Origin of the sequence: Ectothiorhodospira sp. 9100 (assembly GCF_022227565.1) — a bacterium.
In the GTDB taxonomy this organism is placed as follows: domain Bacteria; phylum Pseudomonadota; class Gammaproteobacteria; order Ectothiorhodospirales; family Ectothiorhodospiraceae; genus Ectothiorhodospira; species Ectothiorhodospira marina.
In genome coordinates this window covers 21,949-38,221 of record NZ_JAJNAN010000010.1, presented here as the reverse complement: position 1 = coordinate 38,221, position 16,273 = coordinate 21,949, and the positions used below count along the sequence as shown (strand labels likewise).

General features: G+C 62.4%; 11 protein-coding genes. 2 read left to right on the top strand and 9 right to left on the bottom strand.

Annotation, left to right across the window (positions count from 1 at the left end; genetic code table 11):
• Positions 1–65: 65 nt before the first annotated feature.
• The 8 genes from tssC to hrpB form a co-directional block, all read right to left on the bottom strand.
• Positions 66–1,655: a type VI secretion system contractile sheath large subunit gene (tssC, locus tag LPW29_RS05015; protein WP_238627127.1), complete on the bottom strand. Its 1,590-nt coding sequence runs from the start codon at positions 1,653–1,655 to the stop codon at positions 66–68.
• Positions 1,639–2,163 carry a type VI secretion system contractile sheath small subunit gene (tssB, locus tag LPW29_RS05010; RefSeq protein ID WP_238627126.1) on the bottom strand — a complete coding sequence of 175 codons (525 nt, stop codon included), beginning with the start codon at positions 2,161–2,163 and terminating at the stop codon, positions 1,639–1,641. Before tssB ends, tssC begins: the two co-directional genes overlap by 17 nt.
• Positions 2,164–2,174: 11 nt before the next feature.
• Positions 2,175–3,782 (bottom strand): TssA family type VI secretion system protein, encoded by a 1,608-nt coding sequence (locus tag LPW29_RS05005; protein WP_238627125.1) that lies wholly within the window; start codon positions 3,780–3,782, stop codon positions 2,175–2,177.
• Positions 3,779–7,198 (bottom strand): ImcF-related family protein, encoded by a 3,420-nt coding sequence (locus LPW29_RS05000; protein ID WP_238627124.1) that lies wholly within the window; start codon positions 7,196–7,198, stop codon positions 3,779–3,781. The genes LPW29_RS05005 and LPW29_RS05000 overlap by 4 nt, the downstream gene beginning before the upstream one ends.
• Before the next feature lie 65 nt (positions 7,199–7,263).
• A complete protein-coding gene (icmH, locus tag LPW29_RS04995) occupies positions 7,264–7,986 on the bottom strand; it encodes a type IVB secretion system protein IcmH/DotU (RefSeq protein WP_238627123.1) in 723 nt (240 codons plus the stop codon).
• Positions 7,983–9,317: a type VI secretion system baseplate subunit TssK gene (gene tssK, locus LPW29_RS04990; protein WP_238627122.1), complete on the bottom strand. Its 1,335-nt coding sequence runs from the start codon at positions 9,315–9,317 to the stop codon at positions 7,983–7,985. The genes icmH and tssK overlap by 4 nt, the downstream gene beginning before the upstream one ends.
• A gap of 31 nt (positions 9,318–9,348) precedes the next feature.
• Positions 9,349–9,870, bottom strand: coding sequence for a type VI secretion system lipoprotein TssJ (gene tssJ / locus LPW29_RS04985; RefSeq protein ID WP_090251700.1), 522 nt, complete (start codon positions 9,868–9,870; stop codon positions 9,349–9,351).
• A gap of 413 nt (positions 9,871–10,283) precedes the next feature.
• Positions 10,284–12,797 carry an ATP-dependent helicase HrpB gene (gene hrpB, locus LPW29_RS04980; RefSeq protein ID WP_238627121.1) on the bottom strand — a complete coding sequence of 838 codons (2,514 nt, stop codon included), beginning with the start codon at positions 12,795–12,797 and terminating at the stop codon, positions 10,284–10,286.
• Between the two features lie 120 nt (positions 12,798–12,917).
• Here hrpB and LPW29_RS04975 point away from each other — a divergent pair, with 120 nt between their 5' ends.
• Positions 12,918–14,060 (top strand): XRE family transcriptional regulator, encoded by a 1,143-nt coding sequence (locus tag LPW29_RS04975; protein WP_238627120.1) that lies wholly within the window; start codon positions 12,918–12,920, stop codon positions 14,058–14,060.
• Positions 14,060–14,548, top strand: coding sequence for a DUF4411 family protein (locus LPW29_RS04970; protein ID WP_238627119.1), 489 nt, complete (start codon positions 14,060–14,062; stop codon positions 14,546–14,548). Before LPW29_RS04975 ends, LPW29_RS04970 begins: the two co-directional genes overlap by 1 nt.
• A 307-nt stretch (positions 14,549–14,855) precedes the next feature.
• Here the strand turns inward: LPW29_RS04970 and mnmE are convergent, their stop codons facing one another.
• Positions 14,856–16,199 (bottom strand): tRNA uridine-5-carboxymethylaminomethyl(34) synthesis GTPase MnmE, encoded by a 1,344-nt coding sequence (mnmE, locus tag LPW29_RS04965; RefSeq protein ID WP_238627118.1) that lies wholly within the window; start codon positions 16,197–16,199, stop codon positions 14,856–14,858.
• Between the last annotated feature and the right edge of the window lie 74 nt (positions 16,200–16,273).

Below are 16,273 nucleotides of genomic sequence, written 5' to 3'. Positions count from 1 at the left end.
TGCAATGAAGGGTTGGGACTTCAGCAGTTTGCCCCGTGTCGGGGGCAGGTTCCGGGGCGGGCTGTTTACCCGGCGTCCTTGGGCATCTGTGCCACCAGGGACAACCGCACATCCACGCCCTCGATCTGAAAATGGGGCATCACGAAAAGATTCACGGCATACAGGCCCGGATTCTCCGGGATCTCCTCCACGCTCACCCGCCCGTCACGCAGGGGGTGACTGGCCACCAGGGCCGGGTCCGGATCCTTCATGCGGGTGACCAGGGTCTGCAGCCACTGGTTGAGTTCATCCTCCAGCACCTGTCGCGACTTGCTGGCGCCGATGTTTTCCCGCTGCAGGATCTTCAGGTAATGGGCGATGCGGGACACCAGCATCACATAGGGCAGACGGGCATTGACCAGGCTATTGGCGGTGGCCTCCGGGGATGGATACTCCCCAGGTCGCTGGGTGGAGTTGGCCGAGAAGAAGCAGGCGAAATCCCGGTTCTTGTAGTAACTCAGGGGGATGAAGCCCATGCGGGCATATTCCAGTTCCCGGCTCTCGGAGATCAGGAACTCCGTGGGCATGCGGGTCTGCAGGCCCTGACCCAGGTCGTACTGGTGCAGGGGCAATCCGGGTACCTTGCCGCCAGATTCGGGCCCGCGGATGTTCACCGCCCAGCCATGATCGCGGAAGCTCTCGGCCATATTGGCGGCAAAAGCAAAGGCGGCGTTACCCCAGAGATACTTGTCCGGCTCCGGCCCCAGGGTATTCTCCTGGTAGCAGAAGCTGCGTACCGGGTGATCCTGACCGTAGGGCAATCTCAGCAGGAACCGGGGCAGGGTCAGGCCCACGTAGCGGGCATCTTCGCTGTCGCGGAAGGCATTCCAGCGGATGAAGGCGGCCTGGTCCATGTGGGCACCCAGATCCTGAATGCGGGGCAGTTCGCTGATCTGCTGCTTGCCGAAGAATCGGGGGCCCACCGAACCAATGAAGGGGCAATGGCAGGCGGCACTGACCCGGGCGATCTCCCCCAGCAGGCCGATGTCCTGGGCGGTGTTGTCTAAACAATAGTCAGAGATCAGGGCGCTGACTGGCTCTCCGCCAGGCGTGTCATATTCCTGGACATAGATCTGACGATAGAGACCGCTCTGGGTGGTATCGGCGGCATCCTCGAAATCCTCCTGAAGCTCCGCCTTGCTCACGTCCAGCAGTTCCAGCTTCACATGGGCCCGAGGGTCGGCCCGTTCGGTGAGAAACTGCAGGCTGCGCCAGGCGGCCTCCAGCCGCTGAAAGTCCGGGTGGTGCAGGATGTCATCCAGCTGTTCACCAATCAGGGTATCGATGCGGGCAATGAAATCATCCACCAGGATCTTGTCGATGCGAGGAACGCTCTCTCCCGCAGCGGGCGGGTCGAGAAAATCCAGCAGGACCCCCAGGGCGGCGGTGAGGCGGTCCCCCTGAGGGATCTGAGCCAGTTCTGCGGCGTCAATGAAACGATCCAGATCCAGCCCCTGTTCCAGGGGTGTGACGGCGGCCAGGTGGCACAGGCGCACGTAGGGCGCGATCTTGCTCGGGGTGTCCACGGTCTGTGTGACGGTCATCTGCATCTCCTTGCAGTCTTCCCGGATGATGGGCTTGCGTGTGTGGTCAGGCTGATCAGTGCTCGGTTGCATCGGGTGATGAAGCCTCGGCGGGCGGCATCAGGCGCTTGAGCTGGCCCTGAAGGACCTTGAGTTCTTCATCATCCCGAACGATCCGGTCCAGTTCGCGGCGCAGTTCGGTATTGTCCAGCAGGCTGGATTTCATTTCCTTGAGCAGGTTGCGCATGGCCATCAGCCGGGCCAGCGACGGAATCCTTGCGGCCACCGCCTCCGGGGAAAAGTCCTTGAGATGCTCGAAGGTGAGATCCACTGGAATCTCCCGGTCCTGGGATGAAGTCCTGTCCGGTACGCTGAAACGCAGCGAGGGCGCCATGTCCTTGAGTACCGCCTGCAGGTTGCCGCTGTGAACCCCGATGCGGGGACGATCCGCCACGCGGCCCTGGGCGCGGCCATGGCTGAAATCGCCCATCACCAGCATCTTGAAGGGCAGGTCCACCTTCCTGCGGGCGCCGCCCTGATTGACCTCCAGGGCGATATTCACTCGTGCACGGGGCACTTCATTCTGAAAACTGCGGGTCATGGCAAGGGTCCTCATCCTTGTGGCTGTCGGTTGTCATGGGGGCCCGCCGCGGTCCGTGACCGCCCCTCGGGCAGGGAAAAAGACGCCATGGCCGCCTGGGGATCCAGGCGGGCCAGTTCCTGTTCACATTCGCCGATCAATGTCTCCTGGGGCACCCCCCGGGCACTGAGCATGAGGGCCACCTGGTGCAGGCGGGTGATCAGTATCGTGCCCATGGCCGGATCCCAGTCCATGATCCTGACCACCTCCAGGTGCGCCCGGGCGGCCTGCAGGATGGGCAAAGCCACATCCGGTCGCCGGGCCCGAAGACACAGCTCAGCCCGAGCGATCGCGGCTGTCAGGCGCTGTCGTTCGGTGTTCATGGGCCAGCGCTCCAGGACTTGCCAGGCCTCGGGCAATGGCAGGGCGCTGAGGGTATCTGGATCCGGTTCCGCGGCCACATGATCGGTCGACGGGGGGGCGTCAGCCGATTGACTGGCCGGGAGGGATTCGCTGGTGAGCCCACCTTGCAGCCATGCAAGGGTGGCGGCATCCGCAAAGGGTCTGCCATCGTCGAAGCTCAGTGCTTCCAGGCCGGGCAGGCGCTGGATCAGGACACGGGCATGGGCCTGGATGTCCAGGGCCAGATCGGCGGCCTGATGCTGTTCTGCTGCATTGGCCAGACGGTGTTGCAGATCCAGGGCCAGATGGAATCCCGGTTCGAAAAACAAGGCTGCGCCGCTTGCCAGCACGCAGGCCCAGTCGCCTCGGGCCTGTGCCTCATCCAGGGTAGCCCAGCCACCTGCCCGGGGCGGTGGGATACGGGTCATGCCCCGATCGTGGGGGGGCAGGGTCAGACCCGCCCAGCGAGCGGCGCGGGCAAAGGCCCAGGCCTCGATGAGACGCCCCTGTTTCTGCAGGGCATCGTGCAGGTTGCGGGCACTGGATACCAGGGTTTCCGTGGATAGATCCAGCACTCGCGCAGGATCGCGAGGCTCGGGCGGCGGCGACGGATCCAGGCCACCCTCCTCCGGGTTCACCGATGAGTTGCCCTTTGTGCCGGTGTCTGCAACCGAGTCAATTCGGCGTGCTTGAAGCCATTGGCGCAGGATGTGCCATCGGGGTGGCATGTCCGGATCGTCCCAGGGCCCCATCTCCAGTCGGGTCTCGATGTGTTCGAGGTCGTCCTCGATCTGCTTCACCTGGTCCGGGGTCAGGGTGGCATCCAGCTGATTCAGGAGAAGTCGGACGCGTTCACTGTTAAGCCAGTCCAGGGCGGCGCGACGCTGAGCCGGCTTGCAGGGGTGAATGGGACCATCGCCGGACGCCAACAACTGTCGGTAAAGGCTCGTGCCGGTCATCAGCCCAGGAATCTGATCACGGGTGACCAGTGCCAGCCAGAGATACCCTGCCACCCGCAGATCCTTGGCCTGAGTGCCCAGGAACCTGCCGGCATCCTGGATCACCTGGTCAAAATCCGTTCCCTGAAGGCGGCCCATGGCCTGTTTAATGGCCAGCAGGGTGGGATGATGACGTGGATCCTCGATGCCTGAATCCTTGTCAAGCGGCGCGGTCGCCCATCGGTTAAGGGATGCCAGGTCGGCAACCGGTGCCAATAGTTCGGTAGATGCAGTCTTCATCCGCGGCCTCCCCCAAATGGCGATGCGGGCAAATGAAAGCCGGTGAAGAGTTGCTGACGCAGGAAATTCTGCTGACGGTCAGGGCGGATGCGAAAACGGATCTCCCGAGGCTCGCCCTGGCCTTGATCAGGTAATTTCCAGCGGGTGGTGTACACATGCCCCTCCTGATCATCGGCCTCTACCTGGGCCATATGCAGTAGCCGGAACAGGCCCCAGACGCCCTGCTCCCGGTATTCCCCGGTGGCGCCACCCTGATGATCCCTGGCACGAACACGGGCACCCGGCGTGCTGGCATCGCCGGGCCAGGTGAAGCGCCGCCACTCCTGGGGTTCGTTGCGGTAGCGGTACACCTGCCCATTGGTCTGGAGCACCACTTCGCTCAGGCCGGGGCTGGGCAAGGGGTAGAGATGGAAGCTCAATTCGGCGGTTCCCTGCCCCTGTGCAAACAGGGCTCGGGTGATCTCATCCGCCCGTTCCATGCTTTGGATGAAACCGCGTGAAAAGGCAGGCCCCACGCCGATCCAGGTTCTGGAACGCCATGAGCCCCGGGTATGCTCGATGAAAGGACTCAAATCCTCATGGACAACCCCCCATAGCACGCCCTGTTCGGGATGAAAGAAATCCACCACGTCCATCAGGGCAGCGTCCTGACCCTGGGGATCGAAGGGGAAACGCCCGCTCAGACGTTCCTGCCAAGGGACCATGACTTGCACCTGCCACTGGCGTTCCAGATCCGTGACCGCCGTCTGCATCAAGGCACGCCAACCCTCCTGCACAATCGATCTGAGCAGGTTTTCAAATAGCGGACGGTCAGCGGCAGGCAGATCTGCCAGCAAAGCAGTGGTGGATACCCAGGCTGCTTGAAGGGGGGTGCGACCACCCTGCCCCCGCAAGAGCCCGGCTGCGGCCACGCGGGCCTCTCGGGCAGGGTCCACACTGGCCGCCAGGGACTCCAGACCCGAGGCGACGGCCCGCAGGCTCTCCAGGTGACCGTTCAAAAGTTCACTGACAGGGTGATCTTCATCCGCAGAAAACAGCGCCATCAGGGATGCCGGGTGGCGTTCACCGCCGACCAGGATCACAGACGAATCCATGGACACCTCAGTCTCCTGGGAAAATCCTTCCAGTGTCTTGCCCAAGGTGCTCAGAGGCGTGGATGGTTCATCCAGATGGAGATGATCGTGGGCCCAACGGGCCAGGCGCGTCAGTGTGCCGCTCTCGGCGCTGAGTTGCCTGATGCCCTCCGCTGCCACCGGCAGGCTGCGAAACTGCCGGAGGCGCAGGCTGGCCAGGAAGTCGCGCCAGGCTTGGTGATAATCGTCCAGATAGCGTTGGCGCAGATCATGGGTCAGGGCCTTGGCGATTTCCGTGTCCACGGGGCGCTGCACTGAGTCAGCCGTGACTTCCTGGGTCACCCAGTCGCCACGCAAGGCCTGTTCCACCAGCTCATCGATGGTGGGGAGTGCAAACCGTTGCCAGGCCTCGGCGGTATAAAGTTCCGGCAGGGGGTGATCAGCGGTGATCAGTCGTGCGCCCTCGGGACCCAGGATGTCGTCAAGGGAAAAGGTGCCCAATTGCCGCGCGGCCCGGGATTGCAGTCGGGCATACATGGCCCGAGGCGAGGCCTCTGTCTGAAGTTGGCCACGCACCTGGGCTACCAGGTCTGCGTGGACGTTTGAAACGGGTGTCAGGTCATGGCTGAGCCAGCGCTGCCAGAGTGCTTCGAGGGTCCGCGCGTCCGGTTGATCCGGATGGCCACGGGCCGGCGGGAGATCCCTGACCAGGGTGGCCAATCCCTGGGAGAGGATGTGCGCATCCCGATGGGCCGGCTGATGGATCATCAGGTACAGCCTGAGATCTTCATAGTGGGCGGGGCGTTCGAGTTCCCGTTGCATTGGATCCAGGGAGGCCCACTGCTGGGCACGTTCCCGGATCCGCGCCTCCAGCGCAGTGACGGCATCAGGCAGGATCACCGCGTTCATCACCTGGGCGAGGCCCTTATCCAGGGCCATGGCCTGGTTTCCGGGCCACCAGGGAAGGGGATGAAAGGGCAACGGTGCATGCCCATGGGGCGATTCCAGGTATTGGCTGTGAGCATGCAGGGCCACAAGGCTGGCAAGAATGGCAGGATCCCGGTCCCGAGCCGCGTCGTTCAGGTCCTGGATCAGGCTGACACTGGACTGCATGAGATCCGCCTGAGTGCGCTTGGCCGAGTGCGGGAGGGCCAGGGAAGCCATCAGCAAGAGCGCACTGAGGATGAGCATGAGGTTCTGCAGTACCACTCCGCGAAGGGCCCGGCGGTGTGTTGCACGGGGCGGCACCGGGTCATCGAGAATGCGCTCCAGGGGTAGACCCGTCCTGTCCTTGTCTCCCGGGCTTTCGGTCCGCGAGGTACCACTCAGATGCACCGCCACGATGGGCGGGATTTCCTGGCCAGGATCGGGACGGCACAGGCGTGTCAGTACATCCCGCAGACACCCGGCAGCCCGCTCCATGCGATGGGAAAAGGCGAGGATTTCGCCCGCTCGACTCGCATCCCGACCCAGATCCAATGCCTTCAGTCGATTCCGGTCCAGATCCTCAAGAAGGCCTTCCAAGGCCTCATCCAGCTGTGGCAACGTGTCCTGCCGAGGCTCCAGCGCAAAACCCCAGATCCCGTCATCTTCGTCTGCCAGGATGGGCGCCAGCCATGTAAACCCGGGCATCTGGTCCATGTGCGTGAGCACCACATGCACCGGTGGCAACTGACCCAGGGTGCCGCAAAGTTCCTGGAGTTGGCGGCGCAGGGTGCCTACCCGTGCGTCTCGCTGTGGGGGTTCCAACGCCAGCAGTGCTGGCAGGCTCAGGGTCATGATCACGCCCCGGAGGGGGTAGCGGGATCGTTGCCGCCGCAAATGGCCCAGCAAACGTCGCCAAAGAGCCTGACGATCGGCTGCCTCCATGATGTGTCCTCGTGTTTCCACCCATACAGCGCTCTGCAGCAGGCGGATATTCACCGCCGCCTGAGGGGGTATCTGCTGGGAGGCGGGCGGATTCTGCCCGGTTATCGATCCCTCACCCATACTGTGGGCATGGGCGGTCAGGAGTCGGGTCTTGCCACTGCCGAGCGGTCCCATGAGTAGATACCATGGTGCGGCTTGTCGGGGGCGAAGACTGAATCGACCGCGGGGTGTGGAATCCAGGCGTTTCCCGATCGACTTGAGCGCCGCGTCCAGATCCCGGGATTCTTCATCACCGTGATCCGGGGTATTTGGGGTGTCGCTGACCAGCCCACTGTCACGGTGGATACGGGCACGCCACCACACCAGTAAACCCAGGCCCGAGATGATGGCCATGACCCATGGCAACCATATGGGCACCCGGTTCAGCGCCAGGCGAATGTCTGGCCAGAACAGGATCACCAACCCAAGGGCCATGACAAGTCCTGTCGCTGGTCCGGCAAGGCGCATTAAAGGATTTCGCAAGCGGGCGAACAGATGAATCATGGTTGCACCCATTCATCAGGCTGAACCAATGGGATCCGTGAGAGGTTCTCTGTGTGGCTTTCCAGCCTGACGCCCAGGTCTTGGGCCAGGGTGTGCAATTGCCAGCCATGGAAGAACATGACCACCGGAATCAGGGCCAGCAGGGTCAGGCTGATGCCGCGAACCGAAGGCTGAACAGGCCATGCGCGTTTCCTTGACCGCGCATCGACCGATGATGCAGCGGCCGAGGGTTGCGCCTCCGATTCCCGCAGTTGTCGCACCTGCTCGCGTAGATCGCTCTTCAGGGACTCAAGACGTTCCGGCCCACGCACACGATAGACGCCCTCCAGGCCAAGATGCAGACAGCACAGATAGAGTTCCAGCAAATCAAGATGATCGCCGGGGTGTTGGCGAAGTGCTGCCAGATGCTCGAAGAATCCCTCGCCGCCGCGGTACTCACCGAACAGGAAGACCTGCAGAGGTTCGCTGGTCCAATGCTCCGCCAGGATGTCGGTGCGTGACATGATGCGCTCATCCACCAGCACGGCCAGGGCATAACGGGCGTCTTGCACACCCTTGCCCGGAAGCCCTCGCGCCTGGGCTCTCAGGGTGAATTGCTGCAGATCCTCAAGGATCCTATGGCGCCAGGGGGGGCCATCCGGTGGGTTCTCATCGGCCCCGTCCAGGTGTGCAAGGGTTTCCAGCAGTGGGCCCGCGCAATCGAGGTAGAGATTGCTCATGGCGCCTCCCGGTCTCCCACCATGAGTTCCAGGTGCAAGTGGCGCAGCCCAGCGGGCAGGAAGATGCCCAGGCTGTCGCTTTCCAGGAGTGCCTGCCAGGATTCTCCATGCGGTTCCAGACGAAAGCACTCTCGACCCCGCGGTACAGGAAGATCCGCCGGGGGGTTGGGCAGATGGCAAAGGGAGACCCCCGGCAGGGCGGTGCGGATCAGCAGATCCAGTTGATCGGCGCTGGCGACCTTGGCCTGGCGGGGGAAATCACTGATCCAGTCAGTATCGTCCGTCTCGGCACGGGCAATGATGTACAACAGTTGCGACGCGGTGAAGCTGCGCGACAGACCCCGTGCCTGGAAGCGCCCCTCGGAAAGCTGCTCCAGGGCAGGGGGCCGCGTGTGCAAGGCATGGTAATGATTGATCACTTCCCCCAGGCACGCATCAAGCGCCCGAAAACCTGGACCTGGATCCTCGTGTTGATAGGTGGGGATGCGCCAATTCAGTGTGTCGTCGGGCACAATTGGCTGGAGTTCCGCGCAGGTCTCGGCGAGGGCCAGGTGAAGCCGTTCGGGATGGATGGATTCCATGGCCCGCAGGTGATCCAGATGGATTAAAAGTCGCTGCAGACAGGCGCTGAGGGCATGAATGAGATAGCGATCAGCAGGCCTGCATACCGCCCTCTCCTCGGCCAACTCCCGCAACTGGAACCGAATGCGCTCTGCCAGCTGCCCAATGAAACGCTGTAGCGCGGGAGAGGCCTCAAGGCTGAGCAGGGGGGGGATGAAATCGTCGTCGATCTGGAAGCCACCCCCCGTGCGCGGTTTGAGTCGGGCCACAGGGAGGCGGACCAAATCGGGGTCGGCGGGGGTCTCGGTGCCCAGCACCAGGTTCAGCTGTCCGAGGGCTACTTCCTGCCGACGCTGGGTGTCGTGCTCGTCGCCCAATTCCTTATAGTCCACCCGCCAGGCACCACGGCGATGCCCGGCGGACTCATACCCCGTCATGCCCAGGGCCTGGCGTGCACGTGTGAGCAGGAGGTGAACGATGACCGGCTCCTTGGCGCGATCGGGGAGTTCGCAGGCCAGGGGGTCATCATCAAAGGGATCCACCGTGACCAGACGGCCATCCGGAAGAATGGCCTCCAGTTCCAGGACGCGGCACGTGCCCATGCCGGGGGCATCGGGATCCAAACGCAGTCGATGTACCCCCCAGCCCCGTGGGTGGGTGATGCGGAAACGCTCGATCAAGGCCTGTTCGTGATAACGATCCCAGGCTTGAAAATGCTGCTGACCGAGGAGGATGCCCTCGCTCCAGATGACCTTGCGGATGGCTGCCATGTCCCTGCCCTTCCCTGGCGGGTGTGAGGAGTTATTCCTGAATGTTCAGCTGATTGCCGCGCAGGCTCACGGTCAGACGCTGATCCATGCGTTTGCCGACGTAGCCGTTGGGCAGGGGTTTGATATCCCGCCAGGCGGGGTCCGAGGGTTCCCGGAAGATGGCCACGGCGCCCAGGTAGACCGCGTCCGGGTGGCGCTGCAACTCCAGATCCGCCTGCTGGGCCGGGTTCAGGATCAATTCCTTTCGGGTCAGGGCTGTGTGACCCAGGGTCTGGAGGTCGTGAAGCCACAGGTCTCTGAAATCAGCATCCTCGAAGGCCTTGAGGTCGCTGAGTTGATAGACCCTGACCACCACGGGCAGGGGCTGCCCTTCGTCACTGAGATTGAGATTGGCGGTGGAATGCAGATCAACCCGCAGTTGCGGGCTGCTACAGCCGCCGAGCAGGATGAGGAGGCACAGCCAGGGCCACAGGGGCGGACGGTAACGGGGGGATTGCGGGAATCGGGGTTGACGGCATGGGGCGTCATGGCACCCGCTGACAGGCTGATTCATGTGGCCACTCCTTGGCTGGGCTGAAGACCCTTGTGTTCAAGCAATCCCTGGCACCCCCGCAGGGATGCGCTGACCTGAATTAATCCACATTTCAAAACCAAAGTCAACGCCGCAGGCCAGCAGCGCGTGAACATTTCCGGGACTTGCCATGGCACAGTCCCATGCGGCCGGGATTTCCCCAGGATCATTGATCCTGCCGTTGGCGAGGTCGTGACCCGGATATCTTGCCCATGGATGATAAATCCTGACTCATTTATTTGGTTAAAAAGGTCATAGAAACAGCCAGTTGCATGGATTGATCAAAATTTGATCAATCCATGCAAGGGGGGCGATCACATGGGCTCTCGCGAGAGTTTCCGACATTTTACCCACACAGTTATCCACAGGTTCTGTGGATCATGGGAAGCGCTGAATCAGCGCCGTCGGGGCGGCGCGGTGAGGGGGTCCTCGGGCCAGGCGTGCTTGGGGTAGCGTCCCTTCAGATCCTTTTTCACCTCGGGATAGGTGCGTTCCCAGAATCCGGCCAGATCCTGAGTGATCTGCACCGGGCGCTGCGCCGGTGACAACACATGCACCATGACGGGCACCCGCCCCTGGGCCAGGCATGGGGTTTCGGTGAGGCCAAACAATAACTGCAGACGCGCAGCCAGCACCGGCACCTCCCCTTGGCTGTAATCCAGTCGCACGCGGGCCCCGCCCGGGAGGGGCCAGTGAGTGGGGGCCAGGTGCTCCAGGTCCCGGGGCAAGGGCCATTCCAGACGGGACATCAGGATGGCATGCAGATCCAGGCGGGTCAGATGCGACAGGCGGGTCATCCCGGTCACCCAGGGACCCAGCCAGTGATCCAACGCCTGGAGCAATGTCTCCCGGGAGAGATCCGGCCAGGGATCGCCCAGGTTGCGATGCAGGAAGCTGACACGCTCGCACAGGGATTCGGCCTGAGGCGTCCAGGGCAGGCTGTTCAGGCCGGCCTGGCGAATCCCCTGGAGCAGCGCGGCGCGGATAGCCTCCGGATCGGGATGATCCACGGCCGCCACGCTCATGGGCAGGCTGCCCAGCATTCGGGCCCTTTGTGCCGAGACCGCGCCGGCCCTGGCATCCCAGATGATCTGCTCGCTGAGCGTGAAACGCTCTGCCATATGCTGCTCCAGATCTTCCCGGGCGAGACGGGCCGCCAGAAAGACACGGGCCTCCCGTTCCCCGGCATCCAGGCTGGGGACCACGATCCACTCCTGTCCCCCCAGGGATTCCTGGCCCGGCAGGGCAGCGCCCCTGCCACCGCTCAGGCGGTATCGGCTTTGAGCGCCGTCGCGGCGAAGTCCGATACGATCCGGATAGGCCATGGCCAACAGCAGACCCACGGGCTCCAGGGGCTCCGGGCCGGACAAGGGGAGGATCTTCGCGCTGGCCAGGCGGGCGGCCAGGCGTCGTGATTGCTCCCGCACCCGGTGGCGCACCCCCTTGTTGACACGATGTCCGGGAATCTCGTGGCCCTCCAGGGCTTCAAGACGCAGATGAATATCCACCTGCGCCGGGCCATCCAGTCCCATGAGCAGGTCTGGTTCTTCCAGCAGGGCGGCCAACTGGCAGGCCACGGTCGTCAAACCCAGGCGTTGGCCGGAGAGCAGCAGATGAGCCAGACGGGGGTGCACGCCCAGGGTCGCCATGCGGCGGCCCTGTTCGGTGGGTCGATGTGCCTCATCCAGGGCACCCAGGGCCTGCAGCAGCGAGCGGGCCTGGGACAATGCCCCGATAGGGGGCGCATCCAGCCAGGCCAGTTCCTGGGGATCGGCGCCCCAGCACGCCAGTTCCAGAGCCAGGGGCGCCAGATCCGCCTCCAGGATCTCCGGGACACGCTGGGTCGGCATGGCCTGTTCTTCGCTTTGGGTCCAAAGCCGCAGGCTGACCCCGGGTTCCAGGCGCCCTGCCCGTCCGGTACGCTGGGTGGCAGAGGCGCGGCTGATGCGCTGGGTCTCCAGACGGGTCATGCCGGAGGCCGGATTGAAGCGGGGTTTCCGGGCCAGGCCGCTGTCCACCACCACACGCACGCCCTCGATGGTCAGGCTGGTCTCGGCCACATCGGTGGTCAGAACCACCTTGCGCTCCCCAGGCAACGCGGGGGCCACGGCCTGCTGCTGAGCCTCCACCGGGAGGCGGCCGTACAGGGGCAGGATCCTCACCCCGGCGGGCAGATCCCTGCCCTCCAGTCCCTGGGCCACGCGCTGGATCTCCCGCTGACCGGGCAGGAAGGCCAGCACACTGCCCTGCTCTTCCTGTAACACCCGGTGCAGGGTGTTCACCATCAGGGGCTCCATGTCCGGGCGGGATGAGCGGCTGGGCGGAAGGTGCCGGATATCCACAGGATAGCTGCGCCCTTCGCTGGTGATGACGGGGGCATCTCCCATGATGCGTGCCACGGGTTCGGCGTCCAGGGTGGCCGACATCACCAGCAGACGCAGATCCTCACGCAGCAGCTCCCGGGCCTGCAGGCACAGGGCCAGCCCCAGATCGGAGATCAGGCTGCGCTCGTGGAATTCATCGAAGATCAGCCCATCCACGCCCTCCAGGCCGGGATCCTGCTGCAGGCGCCTTGTGAGAATCCCCTCTGTGATCACCTGGACCTGGGTATCGGGCCCCATCTTGCGTTCCAGGCGGGTCTGGTAACCCACGGTCCGCCCCACCGGCTCACCCAGTTGCGATGCCATGAAGACGGCGGCACCCCGAGCGGCAAGTCGGCGCGGCTGGAGCATGAGGATGCGCCCCCGGCACCAGGGCGCAGTCAGCAGGGCCAGGGGCACGCGGGTGGTCTTGCCGGCCCCCGGCGGGGCCTGAAGCACGGCGACGCCGGCCGCGTCCAGGGCCTGGAGCAGCGACGGCAGGGCCGAGTCAACGGGTTGAGCCGCTCCGGGCAGGGTCAGAGCCGCCACTATTTTCGATGCAGAATGTGAAATTTTCTTTTTTATCAAGTAGGTAATGACTTTCCGGTTGGCTCCTATACCGTCCAAGCTTACACTACGTCCCAGTAAATTTTGTTCCGAGCAGCAGTCATGGCCACCACCTACGCCAGAATCAATCCAGATATCCTTACCTGGGCCCGGGAGCGGGCACAGCTTAGTGTGTCTGCTCTGGCATCCAAACTGGGGGTTCCGGACGATAAGCTTGGCGCTTGGGAGCGAGCGGAGAAACCGCCAACCTTCAAGCAGGCTCAAGCCTTTGCCGCTAAGACTCACATTCCGTTTGGCTATCTCTATCTGAAGCAGCCGCCGGAAGAGACGTTACCCTTACCAGATCTTCGGACGGTCGGCGGGCGTCACCCTGACCAGCCTTCTTCCGAGCTTATCGAAATGGCTCAGATCGTTCTGCGACGGCAGGAATGGTACGCGGAGTATCTCCGAGACCAAGGCGTGGAGCGCAACCCATACGTTGGTCGGTTCACTGCTCGTTCCAATATCCTAGATGTGGTCCAGGACATGCGACAGGTACTCGGTATACCAGCTCATCCCGAGCGGGGTGACTGGGAAGATTACTGGCGCCTACTCATCCGCAAGATCGAAGAGGCGGGTGTCCTGGTCATGCGGCAGGGATTCATCCGTCATCACTCTCGCCCGCTATCTGTTCAAGAATTTCGCGGCTTTGCCATTTCCGATCCTCTGGCACCGGTGATTTTCATCAACCAAGCCGACGCCCCTGCTGCGCGCTTGTTTACGTTAATCCATGAACTGGCGCATATCTGGATTGGTAAGAGTGGGGTTTCTGACGCAAGTCCCGATACTCACCAAAGGGGAGAGATTTTCTGTAACGCTGTAGCAGCGGAGTTTTTGGTTCCGGAGGCGGAATTTGATGCCCACTGGCAAGACACAGAAGATTGGAAAGAAAACCTGCCGGTTCTGGAAGCCCATTTCCGCGTCAGTACATGGGTAATCGCAAGGCGGGCACTTACACTCGGGAAAATCTCTCGGGATAAGTACCGGAATTATGTCGACGATCTTCAGGAACGTTACCGGAACCGTGAAAGAACTCAAGGTGGCCCTACGTTCTACAGAACTCAAAGAGGGCAGATCAGCGAAACGTTCTCTAGGGCTCTAGTCAGCGAAGCGCTCAGTGGACGCGTCCTTCTTCGGGATGCGGGTAGCTTACTGAATATGAAGCCTCACAAAATAACCAACTACGCCAAAGAATTAGGGATCTGATGTATTTGCTGGACGCCAACACCTATATTCAGGCGAAGAATTTGCACTACCAGATGTCGTTCTGTCCGGCGTACTGGGCGTGGCTCGACCAACAGTACGCGATTTCAGCGCTGGCGAGCATCCGCACCGTCTATGATGAATTGTCTGATGGAGATGACGAGCTTTCAGATTGGGTGAAGGACAGGAAGGACCAGTTCATCCCGGTTTCAGATGACGATATTCAGCAAAAGTTTGCAGAAATAGCTCAGCATGTAGCCGAGTTGGACGGAAAAAAGCAAGAATTTGTAGCGGAGTTCCTCAGCAAAGCAGACCCGTGGCTTATAGCAACTGCGGCTGCTATCGACGGTACAGTCGTTACTCACGAAATACCTGTTCCCCAAAACAGTACCAAGGTCAAAATTCCAAATATCTGCGACGTCTTCGGTGTACCCTACATCACCACATTCCAACTTTTGAACCAGTTAGAAGCTCAATTTGTCCTAGGGTAGCAAAGTGCCAGACACCCTGAACTCTGCCTCCGGCTCTCCAGTTTGACCTATCATCAGATTCCGGCCTCAAGGCCTCATTCCTGACCAGAGAATTCTCCAGATTCTCCCCTGGGACCGCTTCCCCGTTTTGGAATCAATAGCAGCCATTGCCTTCAGCTATAAAGCGCTTGATCAGCTGTCCTGAAGTGATTTCCACTTGCCTTCATGGTCTGGTTCTCGAACGTCAATAATGATTTTCATGAGTGTCCCCCGAAAGTACCCCCGAGGATCTTGGTTCGGGGGACTCTCGGGATAAATCATCACGACTTCACTTCCCGATGCAGAAAGAGGAAAAGATCTGCCCCAGCAGGTCATCGGAGGTCACCTTGCCGGTGATTTCCCCCAGCGTGTCCTGGGCCAGGCGCAGTTCTTCGGCCATCAACTCGGGAGCCTGCGTGGTGTGGAAGTGCTGGCGTGCTTCGTGAACATGTTGGCGGGTGCGGTGCAAGGCATCCAGGTGGCGACGACGAGCGGTGAACAGGCTCTCCGGATCGCCATCGTAATGCAGATGCTGCTTGAGCAGTTCCCTTAACGTGCTGATGCCCTCCCCGGTTCGCGCGGAGAGATACAAGCTGTCGCTGCAGTCGGCCGGCACATGATCCAGGCGGTCCAGCTTGTTGTAGACCGTGATCACCCTCAGGTGATCTGGTAGACGCTGACGGATATCCGCCTCGGCCTCTCCCTCCCCCAGGGTGGCATCCACCACCAGCAGCACCAGGTCGGCCTTCTCGATCTCGGCCCAGGCCCGTCGGATACCCTCCTGTTCAACCGGATCGCTGGATTCACGCAGTCCGGCCGTATCCACCAGGTGCAGGGGGAGTCCATCGAGGCTGACATGCTCCTTGAGCACGTCACGGGTGGTGCCCGGGATGGCAGTGACAATCGCCGCCTCACGGTCCACCAGGCGGTTAAGAAGGCTGGACTTTCCCGCATTGGGACGGCCAGCGATCACCAGGTGAGCACCTTCACGGAGCAGGTTTCCCTGACGCGCCCCTTCCTGAAGGGTGTCCAGACGCGTGCTCAGCGCCTCCAGACGTCGATGGATACCCTCGTCCTCGAGCAGGTCCAGTTCCTCGTCGGGGAAATCCATGGCCGCCTCCACATACACTCTCAACTCGGTCAAGGCAGTGAGCAGGTCCTCCACGCAACGGGAGAACCCGCCTTCCAGGGAACGGCGGGCACTGCGGGCGGCAGCGGCGGAGCCGGCATCGATGAGATCGACCACGGCTTCGGCCTGGGTCAGGTCCAGGCGGTCATTGAGAAAGGCACGCTCGGTAAACTCGCCTGGCCGGGCCAGTCGACAACCCCGGTCGACGCAGGCCGCCAGGATCAGATCCATGATGACCGGACCCCCATGGCCTTGCAGTTCCAGCACATCCTCCCCCGTGTACGAATGGGGTCCTGCAAAGAAGAGTGCCAGACCGGTGTCGATGGCCTGTCCCGAGGCATCCAGAAAGTCTGACAGCAGGGCCCGACGCGGTGCTGGAACGCGCCCCAGGCAACCTTGGGCCACGTCCCGGGCCAGAGGACCGGAGATGCGCACGATACCCACCCCACCGCGTCCCGGCGGGGTGGCGATGGCCGCGATGGTATCGGCGTCGACCGCGATCACCGTGGATTACTTACGGGACTTACCACCCCGCGGGCGCTTCCGGCGCGAACCCTTGGCCGCGCCCCCCTTATTCT

What these genes read in the sequence shown, in the direction of transcription:
- tssC (WP_238627127.1), bottom strand. Translation starts at nt 1,655, where the DNA reads ATGCAACCGAGCACTGATCAGCCTGACCACACACGCAAGCCCATCATC.
- tssB (WP_238627126.1), bottom strand. Translation starts at nt 2,163, where the DNA reads ATGACCCGCAGTTTTCAGAATGAAGTGCCCCGTGCACGAGTGAATATC.
- LPW29_RS05005 (WP_238627125.1), bottom strand. Translation starts at nt 3,782, where the DNA reads ATGAAGACTGCATCTACCGAACTATTGGCACCGGTTGCCGACCTGGCA.
- LPW29_RS05000 (WP_238627124.1), bottom strand. Translation starts at nt 7,198, where the DNA reads ATGGCCCTTGGGTTGGTGATCCTGTTCTGGCCAGACATTCGCCTGGCG.
- icmH (WP_238627123.1), bottom strand. Translation starts at nt 7,986, where the DNA reads ATGAGCAATCTCTACCTCGATTGCGCGGGCCCACTGCTGGAAACCCTT.
- tssK (WP_238627122.1), bottom strand. Translation starts at nt 9,317, where the DNA reads ATGGCAGCCATCCGCAAGGTCATCTGGAGCGAGGGCATCCTCCTCGGT.
- tssJ (WP_090251700.1), bottom strand. Translation starts at nt 9,870, where the DNA reads ATGAATCAGCCTGTCAGCGGGTGCCATGACGCCCCATGCCGTCAACCC.
- LPW29_RS04975 (WP_238627120.1), top strand. Translation starts at nt 12,918, where the DNA reads ATGGCCACCACCTACGCCAGAATCAATCCAGATATCCTTACCTGGGCC.
- LPW29_RS04970 (WP_238627119.1), top strand. Translation starts at nt 14,060, where the DNA reads ATGTATTTGCTGGACGCCAACACCTATATTCAGGCGAAGAATTTGCAC.